Annotated in this window: 7 protein-coding genes; all 7 read right to left on the bottom strand. The window is 65.1% G+C overall.

The window, feature by feature from the left end:
* Positions 1 to 1134: 1134 nt before the first annotated feature.
* A complete protein-coding gene (locus PMI02_RS23345; protein WP_007687675.1) occupies positions 1135 to 4116 on the bottom strand; it encodes a helicase-related protein in 2982 nt (993 codons plus the stop codon).
* Between the two features lie 32 nt (positions 4117 to 4148).
* The gene (locus PMI02_RS23340) at positions 4149 to 5996 is read right to left on the bottom strand and encodes a phospholipase D family protein (RefSeq protein ID WP_007687674.1); all 1848 of its coding nucleotides are present in this window, start codon (positions 5994 to 5996) and stop codon (positions 4149 to 4151) included.
* Entirely contained in the window at positions 5993 to 7162 is a 1170-nt protein-coding gene (locus tag PMI02_RS23335) for a DUF6361 family protein (RefSeq protein WP_255348723.1), read from the bottom strand. The genes PMI02_RS23340 and PMI02_RS23335 overlap by 4 nt, the downstream gene beginning before the upstream one ends.
* Before the next feature lie 529 nt (positions 7163 to 7691).
* Positions 7692 to 7877, bottom strand: a complete 186-nt coding sequence (locus PMI02_RS23330) for a hypothetical protein (RefSeq protein WP_007687669.1) — start codon at positions 7875 to 7877, stop codon at positions 7692 to 7694.
* Positions 7878 to 7884: 7 nt separating this feature from the next.
* Positions 7885 to 9666 (bottom strand): ATP-dependent helicase, encoded by a 1782-nt coding sequence (locus PMI02_RS23325; RefSeq protein WP_007687667.1) that lies wholly within the window; start codon positions 9664 to 9666, stop codon positions 7885 to 7887.
* Positions 9659 to 11440, bottom strand: a complete 1782-nt coding sequence (locus tag PMI02_RS23320) for an ATP-dependent endonuclease (RefSeq protein ID WP_007687666.1) — start codon at positions 11438 to 11440, stop codon at positions 9659 to 9661. The genes PMI02_RS23325 and PMI02_RS23320 overlap by 8 nt, the downstream gene beginning before the upstream one ends.
* 242 nt (positions 11441 to 11682) lie before the next feature.
* The coding region (locus tag PMI02_RS23315) for an SAVED domain-containing protein (RefSeq protein WP_007687664.1) at positions 11683 to 12439 on the bottom strand (757 nt) is incomplete at its 5' end.

The following is a 12439-nucleotide window of genomic DNA, read 5'->3' as shown; positions in this document are numbered from 1 at the left end:
TTTTTTTAATGATACGGCGACCACCGAGATCTACACTCTTTCCCTACACGACGCTCTTCCGATCTACCCGCGCGATCACCGACAAGTTGCTGACCGCACGGGTCATCGCATCCGACGAGACCACGACCCGCACCAACGGTATCATCCACTTGCAGTGGGTCTTCCTCTCGAAAGAGGCCGTCCTGCAAAGGATCGCCCCGCGCCGGGCGCGCAGTGTCGCCGAGGAGGTTCTGGGCGGACACCAGCCCGATGGGTGGATCTCCGACCGCTATGCCGGACAACAGGAACTGGGCAAGGAGCACCAGGTCTGCCTCGCCCACGTCCTGCGCGACGTTCAATATGCCATCGACTGCGGTGATCGGGCCTTCGCCCCGAAGGTCCGCGACCATCTGCGTTGGGCCATCCGCATCGGCAAGCGACGAAGCAGTCTGAAGGATACGACCTTGGCGGCCTACTGTGCCAAGGCCGACACCGTGCTGACCCGTCTCATACGGATGCCCATCGCGCATCCCGCAGGCAGGATTCTGCTCAAACAGATCAAGGCATGGCGGGGCAAGTTCTTCGTCTTCCTCACCAACCGCGACGTCCCTGCGACCAACAACATATCCGAGCGCGAGATCCGTCCCTCGGTCGTGTTCCGCAAAGTCACAAACGGCTTCCGATCTGACTGGGGCGCCCAGATCCACGCCGGCTATCGCTCCGTGACCGGCACCGCTCGCCTGCAGGGCAAATCAGCCCTTCAAGCCGTGCGCGAACTCGTCGAGGGCAGGTTCGCCATCGCCTGAGCCGGCAGAGCTTGGCCAACACCGTGAGCAGTTACGCTAACCGGATCTGCGAACCTTCAACGCGACATTCCGCTACCGGCTCATCTTGAGCATCGAAAATGAGAAAGCGGATGGACAGCAGCTGGCAACGGAAAATCGGCGGCTGAGTGTCCGTGAAGGGTCGGTGATCGCCGGACGGGGCAGGGGGGCATCCGGCAGGTCGCGATCAAGTCACGTCGTTCCGACGCGGAAGCGCAAAAGTCGGTTTCTGCTGGGACTGGACCCTCAGATTTTTGATAGTTGCCGGTAGCTAAGCACCCAAGGTTCGTCATTCTTTCAGTGCGGTATCAGCTGCGGTGTCACCTAGATACTACTTGTGCGCTCTCGACACCGGACGGAGGTCAAGGGCAAGAGCGCTGAGTGCGGCAATTTTCTCGTCACTACCGCGCGCAAGGTGATTCACCAGATCCTCTTGGTTCGGCTGGCCAAGCGCAAGGCGATAGAGCAAACGCTGGCGCTGGAGGTGATCGAAGCGCGCGATGTCACGGCTCTTCGACAATGCCAGAACATGTCGGTCGATATCGGCGTTCTCGAACGTCCACCATGGCGACAGTCCGGTGTCGTTAGGAAAGCGCGCCTCCCCAAGGGCCGCAGCCGCGTTCCACGGCGATCGCCCACCCTTGCCTGCCGCCACTGCGTCCTCGCGCACCTTTGCGCCAAGCGGCCGGCGGATCAAAAGGCCGCCATAACGGGAGATGCGACCTTCGCGTTGTTCAAGATCGACCGGATTCGACGGAAGATCCCAATGGACGATCCGCCGACACCAACTGTGGAAATCGAGCCCCTCCTGGCCGATCGACGTCGTGGCGAGAACATGCGGCCAGAACGGCGTGTTGAACGCCCGCCTCAAACCCTCGGCACGTGGTGGGGCGTCCTCTTCGGAATCGGAAAGGGCGCGTTCGGTCGTCTCGGCGTCGGCTTTCTCCGTCCCGCTGAACGGCACGGCCGCGTGGCATCGCAGGCGGATCGACCTCCCGGTTGCCGGGAGGCCGCGGAAGGTGAACCAGCCCAGCGAAGCGTGCAGCGCCGAGCCGAGTTCGTCCAGCAACTGCGCTGCCTCGACCTGTCCTTGCGCGAGCCAGAAATGTTCGTCGAGCACGCTCTCGAGACCACCATCGCGTACTGCGGCCATGAGCACCTCGGTAAAGCTGCCGTTCCCGAGCCGTCCCCAGAAGACGCGATTGTCGAGATAGGTCCGGAGCCGGTGCCAGCAGAACCAAGTAAGGTCGTAGATATGCTCAGGGTCTATCGCCGTTGGGAGATGGCGTAGCAGCGCGCGGCCCACAGCGACAGCGGGCGACGACAGCGCGATCTCGGCGAGGCGGTCGAATTCCCTGCTGCTGATCCACTCGATCGCCTCTACGTCGTCGCGCTCCTCGACAATCCGCCCGAGCACGGCCTCATCGCCTGCCGTTGCGGCCCATGCCAACTGCGTGGCATCGTAGTCGCCCGATTCCTGCTCAATCGCGGCCAGCAGGTTCCACAGCGGTCGGGAGCGCTCCGCGTCTTTCTTCGGCCTGTCACGGATTTCGATCTTGAGGCGGCCCAGCGCACGGCGGAGCTGATTGGCCACCGTCTTAAGCGCCGTGTCCGCGGTCGCGTGGTGTCCCTTGAGCGGATCCGTCACCCGGATCAGGAACGGCGAGGGGTGGAACAGCCCCATCACCGGCAGGCCGGACTGCGGCGCCAGACGCTTGCTCTCCCAGGTCGGGCGGCGATCGGTGCCTGCCGCATTGAGATAGGCGTTCTCGACCCCAAGGCTCATCAGCGCCGCAACGCTCTGCGGCGTCGCGCGGAAGCGGCTGAAGAGAAGAGTCTTCTGGGAGGGCGCGCTCGCCCACGGCCCGGCCAAACGCCACCAACGCATCGACGGCGCGACCCATGGCAGGGCCAGCTCCGGACTTTTCGCAATTTCCTGCAGCGCGCGCAACTTCGCGCTTCCCCAGCCTTGCTTCGCCTCGGCGAGTTGCTTGCCGGCACGCAGGAATGGTGCGCCGGGCTCGCGCTCGAACGGTCTATCTTCGGCAATCTTGTAGCGGGAGCCCAACGCCTGCGCCGGCAGCGGGACCGACAGCCAATAAGCCGAAGCAGCGGTCTTGTTCCGGTCGGTTACTTTGCCGGCAAACTGCTTGAACACCCGCAGATCGCCCGGCAAGATGGGGAGGGCGGCGCGGCGTGTCCGATAATCCTCGCTGGTCGACGCCGGGCGCTCCGTGCGGGCGATGCACGGCCGCAGCAGCGCATCGATACGGTCACGCGTCGATTCGGCACGATCGCGAAGCAGCGGGTCGATACCGTCCCCCGTCGCATCGCCGATTGCCCGCAGAATCTCGCCAAAGCTGGCGAACAGCTGCTCGGCCTCCGCGCGGGTCTCCTTGTTCCGAGTCAGGAACTCGATCGTCTCGAATAGTTCCTCATGCGCCTGCGGTCCATCCTTGCCATCCCAGGACTCGCCGTAGAGGCGATAGGGCGTCGCCGAGAGAAGCAGCATCGCCGGTCTCTTCCTGCCGATACCGAGCAGTGCCTGCCCGAGACGGTCGCCAGCTGCGGGCGCCAGCATCTCCCGGAAGCGCTGGAATTCGTCGAAGATGATGAGATCGGGTGGCGTAGCCTCCAGGCAGGCCTCGGCAAGGAGCCGCCTCAACACGGTAAGGGTGCGCGAATGGGGCTTTTCATCCGCAGCTTTAGCAATGCGGTCGGCGAGGCTGGGCCGCTTGCCTTCCGGATTGAAGCGCGCCTTGAGCGCGTTGCGATAGGTCTCGACGAGCTTGGGATCGATGCCACCCATAAGCCGATCGGCGGTACGACACGCGCCCTCCCAGCTCTTCACGGCGCGCTGTTGAATGAACAGATCGGGCAGCTTCTCCGAAACCCCTGGCACGGCGCGTTCGAGCAGGCGGCCGAGGAACGCCCGCTCGACAGCGGCCCCGGGAGACTGGTGTTTGCCCTCGGCCGGAAACGAGGTCTGCGGAGCGAGCGAATAGAGACGCAGCGGAGAGCGTGGCTCGCCCGGCGGCCGCTGGTCGAGCGGGATCATCGATAGCCGATCGACCTTGGAGAGGGCGCGTTTCCTCGCATCCTTGTTCCCGAGGAAGTCGACAAGGCGCGACGCATTCTGATCCGAAACACGCGTGTTGTTGGTGACATAGAAGGCCGTGAACGCCTTGGTGCCTCCTTTTGACAGATGTCGGAGGGCTTCGCGCGCGACCGTGGTCTTGCCCAGCCCGACCTCGTCCGCAACAAGGAACCGGCGGCTCCCCGTGCCGGTGAGTGCCGCGACGGCAGCGGCCACCGTTGCCTCCTGGAATGGGCGCGGGGTGCTGCTCATTTCTTCAACAACACGTCGCGCGCAACGCCCCATGTTTCCTGGAGCGCCCTGAGATCTGCGCGATCCTCCTTCGAAAGATGCTCGCCGTGGGCAAGTACGGCTGCGACGTAGCGATCGAGCATCGCATCGACCCGCTTGAGAGCGTCGGTCTTCTGCATCTGTTCCTTCGCCCAGGCCGTGAGGATATCCTCGAGCGCGAAGCCGTCATGCTTCCAACTCTCGCGTCGCCTCGCGCCGCACACCGGCTCTACATCCCAATCGTCCTCGGCACCTGCGCCGGCCTCGCCCTCCAACATTTCGCGCAACCAGGACTGCAGGCCGGCGACGCTGAGGAAGCGGCTGATCGCCGCGGAATCGCGGTCCCCCTCAATCATCGGTGAGATCGGCACCCGCATCATCCAGGAAGCGGCCGGCAAGTCGCCCATCACCAGGCGGAACTGGACGAGATCGGTCTGTAGGGACAGTGGAACCTCGCCCAACGCGACGCTCCGGGCACCACCTTCCCATGGGTGCATCACCATCGTTGCGAGACCCACTTCAAGGCGGGCGGACGCCGGCAGCGTAGGTGCTTGCTCACCCTCGATAGTGAACAGCTTGCCATCGCGCCGGAGGGTCAGGGGCATGTCCGCCAGCATCCAGCGGACCTGTTCCAGCTGCATTTCGGACGCCTCGCCCTCACCCTCATCTGGAAGCCCCTCCAGCAGCTCTGGCGCGATCGGGGTTGCGGAGCCGACGACCGCCAGGACCCCGTCGATCTCTGCGGCGCCGCCGCTGAGCCGGGCGGCCACCTCTGCGTTGCGGCCAGACCACGCGCGATCCGTCGCGTTGGCGCTGCCGGCGACGATGTCGATGCGGTTGCCGGTGATCGAGGCGAACAGCTTGGCGTGCAGGCCGGAATGCGCAGTACCTGCTCGGCCTTCATCCTCCTCGTCGGTGGCAGGCTCGCACGTGGTGTCTATCGGGACCTCGTCCGCCTCGCTCCCGTCCGGGCTCGGCGCTGCGAGCGACAGCAGCTTGAAACCGGACAGGCCGGCGCGTCCTTCCGCCCCCAGCTTGCGCATCGCCGGCAAGGTCGTGACGAGGGTGCGGTCGGCACATCCCGCGGTAATGCCCCCAAGTGCGCCGGCGAACGTGTCGCACAGAAAAGGGCTTAGTATGATGATCTTGCCGGCCTTCGACGCGGCGAGCGGGGGCGCCGGCTCCCCGCCGCGCGTCCACAGGTCGATGCTATCGACATGGGTCCCCTCCGGCGCGATCCATCGAACAGTCTTCAACTCATCGGCGAGCGTGTCGGGATCGAGGTCGGGAAGCTTTGCCTCCCGGGCGAGCGTGGCACCAAGCGCGTCGATCCCGCTGATCGCCTGACTTCCTTTGCGCCGCTTGCTCTCGCCGTCGAGGACCAGCCCGAGATCGAGGTCCCGGCTTGTCGTGAGATTGCGGCTTCCGATCCAGAGTCGCCAGAAACAGTGCGACTTGTCGTCCTCGTAGCAGATCAGTGCCGCTTTCGGGTGCCAGCTGTTTAAACGCTCCCGATAAGGCATTTCGATTACGAACTGGTCGAGCACCGCAGCGATCCGGGGAAGCTTCGGGCCGCGGTGGATGCGGCCGCGCTGGACGATGAACCGGACACGGTCGCGCAGCGCCTCGATGGCCCCGGCGAAATCGGACTTGTTGCCGCCCGCACTATCGCGGCCGCGCGCATGCAGGTTGAGCAGGGTGCCGCCCAGCACGATCGGATCGGCCGAATAGGCGGCGAACAGCGCGAACCGCGTGCGCGTGAGCTTTGGCGGTCGCAACAGCTCGAGAAATGCCTGGCCGGGGAAGTCTTTCGGTGGCTTCTTCATGCGCCGACCAGATCCCTGAGCAACATCTGCACCCGGTCCCAACGATAGTGAAGCGGCGCGCCGATCGGATGGTGATCATTGTCCCAGTCTGCGCGCTGATCGACGCCGAATTGGGTGAGCGACAGCCGCGCGCGGCGCCCCTTCCGGCCGATCTCGGCCTTCCGATAGACCTCCTCAAGCCGCATCGGATCACTATGCCCATCACGGATCCACGAGAGCGTATCGCGCAGTGCGATCGAGACGACGGGGGAGAACTCGCTCTTGTCGTCCATGTCCTCGAGAAAGGCCGCCCAGTCGAGCCGGTCCGCCTGCGTCCGCCACCGCTCCAGCACCTGCGGCAGCGCGTCGCGCTGCGTGGCGGTGCGCTTGCTTCCGTCGATAGTCTTACACAGCGTCTCGACCTGTGCGGCATAGACCGCACGGCCAATCGCCGCCAAGGCCGCTGCTTGCCCCGAGCGTTCGAGAGCCGGTCGCTCGGTTTCGGCTAGGTCGCGGATCTGGGGACTCCACGCAGCGCGGCTCGACGACACGTCGTGCCCGACGAGAAGCGAGAATATCGACCGCGCGCCCGGGTTCTTCGGCGAGGTGAGGCTGCGTAACCGCTTCGCCAGGAACTTCTTCTCCTTCGCGGTGAGGTCGAAGCTGAGCGTGCCTTCGCCAGTCTGGTTCCAGTCCTCGGGCGGTTCGGGACACACGAATGGCCAAGACATGCCATTCAGCGGTGTCCACTCGTCATCCTTCAACGGGCCGCCGGGCTTTCCGGTAACGATGCGCTCGACCTGATAGCGGCTGAGCGGCCCGGTCCCCTCCTGCTCGCGCACCAGCCCCCAGCGTTGCAGCGCCCCCCAATACACCTGGCTTGGACGCTGATCGACCGGCAACGGATAGTTCCCGCTCCCGATTACGCCGGCCGTCTCGTTGATCAGCCGTCCCGTCAGCAGATACTCGCGGCGCTTCATGCTGTCCTGGGTTCGCATGCCCTTGGCGGGCTTGGCCTGCTCATCGCGGTAGAGCCACGGCACGAACAGAGCGTAGCGCAGCCGGGTGTGCAGGACCGAGGTGCCGGGGAAGAAGCGATCGGCGTAACGCTGGTGCACGATCAGGAAGCCGATCTCGTCGCGGACACCTTTCTGGTGCGCGTTCATGAATTTCCGTGCCTCGCGCATTGCGTCGGGCGATAGATACGTCATCCCGAAGGAAACCAAGCTCCACCCCTAACAGCCAAATCACCGAATGAACGAAGGAGAAATCTGCGTGAAACCAACGCATTCTTCTCGAACTTTCTTCCGTTCCCGCTCCTCCGTAACCCCATAATCCCAAATTCTGATACGCACGCAACAGTAATCTACCTAATTACAATGTCCGCGCAATACGCAGAGGTAAGGGTATCTCGGTCGTCATTCTCCGTTCGCACGCGCCTAGCATTCGGCATTGCGCCTGCATGAAGAGTTCGATGTGCCTTGCGCGAACCCAACACGCTGTACATCCGTTTTAAAAAAGACCTGCCGCTCGGCCTATTGTTTGGGAATGGTGGTAATGTCCCACGCGCAGGCGATGAACGAAAGTCCGGAATCGGGAACGTGATTTTGGCTCGGGAACGTCCACAATCAGGGCGGAAATTCGTGCGAGGGCAGTGCGGTAGTGATAGCTTGCGACCAACTTACGCCGTTCCCATGCAGTCCCTGGACCGTCGGCTTACGCCAACACCGGCCATTCCACGCGCTCCATCCTGTTGTTCGCTGTCACCAACAAAGCCGACGCCTGACCGGCGAGATTGGCCGATTTCGTAACCGCGTCCGAGTGACCGTGTCGTCTGGGCGTCCCGGGGTCGGCGAGCGGAGTGAGGATGTCACGCGCCTGAAAGTGGTGGTCGGTGCTCATGGCATTGTCACCCTTGCTGACTGCGCTGGTAGAGCTCGGCGACCCAGGGCGAGTGATGGCCTTCCTGATAGACGATGGCGAGCTCCTTTCGCGGCCGGGTGACGCCGACATAGAAGAGCCGGCGCGCCTCGCGTAGCGCCCCGGCGGACTTCCTGTCGCGATTGCTCGGGATGTCGCTGGCGTTCATCCCGTAGAGAATCACCGCGTCGAACTCGCGCCCCTTGGCGCTGTGCAGGGTGCTGAGACTGAGCGGCCCGGTGCCTTCGATACGGCCCGAGAAGACGTTGAGCGGCATGTCCTTGTCCTGCGCGGGATCGGTCTTGACCACCATCTCGGAGCAGATCTCCCATTCCTGCTGGGGGTTGCGCGCCAGCACACGCCATGGGGCGACCAGCTCGCGGCAGAGACGTTGCAGCCAGGTATGCGTCGTCTCGCCCGCATCAATGCTGCTGCGTAGGAAGGCGATGAGCTGGCGAGAGACCGTCTCCTGCTCGGCGTCGCTGGCGCGGCCGCCATAGACGAGCGCGAGCGCCTGGGCGAGCAGCCGGCCATAAGGCGGGTCGGCCTCGCGCCAGCCGCCGGTGACCCATCCGGCGCAGCCCTCAACGAAGCGGGCGAGGCGCGAGCTGCGCTTGATGAGCGCATTGCCATCGGTGCGGACGTGCGCGACGCCCCTGCCATTGAGCGCGTGTGATATTTTGTCGCCGAGCCAGGCGGCGCGGTAGAGGATCGCGATCTGCTCGGGGGGATGGCCACGCGCAAGCAGCGCGGGAAGCACGGTCTCGGCAATCGCCGCCGCCTGCGCATCGTGGCCTCCCATGACGGGGTAGAAAGTGAGCTCGCCTTCGGGTGCGCCGTCGAGGCCGCGATAGTCGCGTTCCTCGCCGAGTGCGCCGAGCGACGCCCGGATGATCCTTGCACCCGAGCGGTAATTGAAGCGGAGACGAATTTCTCGAACGTCGGGGCGGGCCGCGAGGCTCTGAAGAAGCTTCGGATTGGCGCCAGTGAAGCCATAGATCGACTGGTCGCCATCGCCGACCGCGAACAGGCGCATGCCGCCGTCGAAGCAGAGCAGCAGGACCAGTTCATGGAGCGCATGGCCGAGGTCCTGATATTCGTCGACGAACAGGACCGGGAAGCGCGCCTGCAGCGCGGCGCGTATCCAGCGATGCGCCTTGATCATGCCGAAAGCGATCAGCGGCATGTCGTCGAAATCGATCAGCCCGCGGCGGCGAAGCTCGGCTTCATAGGCCTCGATGAAATCGGCCAGTTCGGGATTGATCCCGCGCCAGGCGGGCAGACTGCGATCGACGTCGCGGCGCCGTTTCTCCTCGGCGAAGCTCCACCGGTCATGGGGATCGAAGCGGTCGTTGAAAACCGCCAGATAGGCGGATTCGACCGCGGCCCGGCGCTGGGCGGTGGTGGCGACGCGAAAATCCGCAGGCAGCAGGCCCGGGAAGCACCGGGCATAGGGCATGATGACCTGGGTCAGCGCGAAACTGTGCACCGTGCCGATGAAGTTGCGGTCGCTGCTCAGCACGCCGAGCGCCGCAAGCCGGTTCTCGAGCTCGATCGCGCATTCGTTGTTGTAGGTGATGCAGGCGACGCCGCGCGGATCCACGACATCCTCGACCAGCGCACGCGCCATGGCGGTGGTCAGCGTCTTGGTCTTGCCGCTGCCCGGGCCGGCGAGCACGACGCAGTGTCCGCGTTCGCGTACGGCATCGGCTTGTTCCGGGTTGCCGGCAAGGTCGACCAGCGCACGCACCAGCGCGAGATGGTTAGACACGCGCGGCTACATAGCCGACGGCGCCGGCGACATAGGCGGGGGGCGCCAGGTTCCAGGCCAACTTCTTCTTGAGCTTGGCGCTCAGCCGCCCCTTGCCGATGTCGGCGACCATGGCAAGGAGCTGCGCAGGATCGACTGGCGCGCCGGCGCGCCAGGCGGCGATGCGCGCCTTGCGAATCGCGCCAAAGCCCTGCTCCTCCAAAATATCGAGCAATGCCGCCTGCAGCCCCGGCGTGTTCGCGACCGCGATCTCGAAGGTCTGGTCGTTGAGGAAGATGCCGGCCTGGCGCCATCCGGCGCTGAAGCCGGCAAAATCGGCGGCCTGCCACTGCGCGCGCTGCTCGGGCGTCAGCGGCGCGGTGCCGGTGACGGTGCAATAGGCGTCCCAGATGCCGAGGGTGCGCGCCTTGCCGAGCGGCGGCTTAGCGCCATCGAGCGGATCCCAGTCGGTAATGACCGAAAAGGGCAGCCCGAGGCTCGCAGCGAGCTTCACATAGGGCTCAAAATGGATACCGGCGACATTGCAGATGCTGATGCCGAGCCGGTCGAGATTATGCCCGATCGCGTCGGCGAAGACCGGCAGCAGCGTCTCCTCGGCGTCGCCTTCGACGAAGATGACGCCGCGCGAGAACAGCAACTCGGAGCGTGTGGCGGTCAGATATTGCTCGATATCATCGAGCTCGTCGGGGCTAACCGGTAGGGAGGCGAGCGAGTAGGCCCGGGTAGCGCCGCCCGCCGCGCGCAGCTGGACGATGGCGCGCAGCGGCGCTGCCGCGGCGAGCGTCGGCGAATGGCTAGTGACGATCAGCGCCTGTGCGGGATCGGGGGATTGGAAGAGCTTGTCGAACACGGCGCGCTGAAGCTGGGGATGAAGGTGCGCCTCGGGCTCCTCGATGCACAGCAGCGAATAGTTGCGCTCGTTCTTGGCGCGCCGCCAGGCAAACTCGGCGAGCTTGAGCGCCACCAGCGCGACATTGGCGGAGCCCAGGCTGGCCTCGGCGAGGCCGCGCCGGCCATTGTCGATGTAGAGCGCGATCGCGCGGAACAGGCGCAGCGGATCGGCGGGCGCGAAGCGCAGCCGGGCGTCGATGTCGTGGGCGGTGCCGGCGAGATCGAGGATGCCCGAGCGCAGCGCGGTCTCGAGCGCCTTTACCGATGGGAAATTCTCTAGCCGCTTGGTGGCCGCCTCGAGGTCGGCGACGACGCCGTCGAGATCGGCGCGGCTGACCGAGGCGATAGCGTCCTCGAGCAAAGGGCGAAGCGGCGAGTTGCGCCACGAGGCGAGCTGGCCCTCGGCGTCGCGCAGGGCGTCGAGCATGTCGAGCGCGATGCGACGGCGCACCCGGCTGGAGACGGCGCGCGATTCGTCGCCACCGCCATAGACGATGAACTCGCAGTCCTCGCCCGACTGGGGAATGCCGGCGACCTCGGGCTTCTTGCGATAGACGTAGCTCAGCCGCGCGACGGCGGGATCGGCGGCGGTGCGGAAATCGGTGAGCAGCGCGACCAGCGCGGCATCATCGTCGAAGTCGGCGAAATGGAGATGGACCTCGATTTCGGGCGATGCCGCCAAATCGCAGCCGTCCCAGAAATCCGAGAGCTTGAGCTGGCGCGCCGAATCAGGAAGCGTCGGGTCGAGGACGAGGCGTACCGCAAAGAGGAGGTTACTCTTGCCAACGCGATTTTCGCCCAGGAGGACGACATTGCCCGCCAAGGGCACGTCGATTGCCTGGAAATTACGGAAGTTGCGGATACTCAACTTGGCCAGACGCACGTCACCCCCTTCTCATCCAGATCTTTATCTTGCCCCCGAGGCGCGAGAGTTCACGCGCGCGCGCTTAAGTCAACTGATGAGTGCCGCCGATAATGGCTGCACTAAGGCAGCAAGCCGACCGCCTCTAGGCTACCGACCCTGTATCGCGTCGCGGGTGAACTCGGTAGGAGCCAGGTCGATCATCGAATGGCCGAGCTTCGCGACGTCGATCGCCGGGGCCACCGGCACGGGTGCGACGGGCATCAGCGCTGCACCAGCTCAGGTGTAGCCAGACCCGCGACCGGCATCCGGACCGCCCACGGAAACTTCCGCGCGTCCGCCTGCTCGAACTGGTTCACGGTCACGCCCGGTAGGTTGCGCCTGTCGTAGACGGTCCCGAACCTGAGCGAAAGGCTGGCTGGCGCCGCGAGGAACAGCGCGATCTCGGTGACGCCCTGCCGTGAGAGCGCCATGACCGTGTCGAGAAACTGCTGGGTAAGCTGCTGCTGCTTCGCATCCGACCAATGCGACGCAGTCGATCGGTCCTGCAGGTTCATCCGAATGATCGGCGCGGTCGGCTCAACCAGGCGCACGTCGGAATCGAGCACGTCGTAGGAGGCGGAGACGCAGAGCGCGGCGCGGGTGGTGCCGCCGACGACCGCGCCGAGTCCGGTGACGTCGAAGCGCCTCCCGTCGTCGTCCTCGTCGAGCGGTCGCCAGATGTGCGCTTTGCGGTCCCAGTCCATGAACAGCGTGCGGTGCTCGTCGTCGACGATCACGCCGAGCAGGAAGAGGAGGGGGACGGGCGCTAGGCCGCCGAGCGCGAAGGAGACGTCGGCACGATTGGTGCCGTCGGTCCGGCGGGCAATGTCGTCGGGCACACCGTTCAGCTTCTGCAGGGCGCGTTCCGGGCTCACGATCTGCCCGTCAATCAGCCCCTGCCGGACATCGACGACGAACGCGTCGCGCCGTCCCCGCACCGAGATGGGGATCGCCTTCTCCAGCGGCTCCCCCTGCCAG

This window comes from Novosphingobium sp. AP12, assembly GCF_000281975.1.
Taxonomy (GTDB): domain Bacteria; phylum Pseudomonadota; class Alphaproteobacteria; order Sphingomonadales; family Sphingomonadaceae; genus Novosphingobium.
This window is presented reverse-complemented; position numbering and strand designations above follow the sequence as displayed.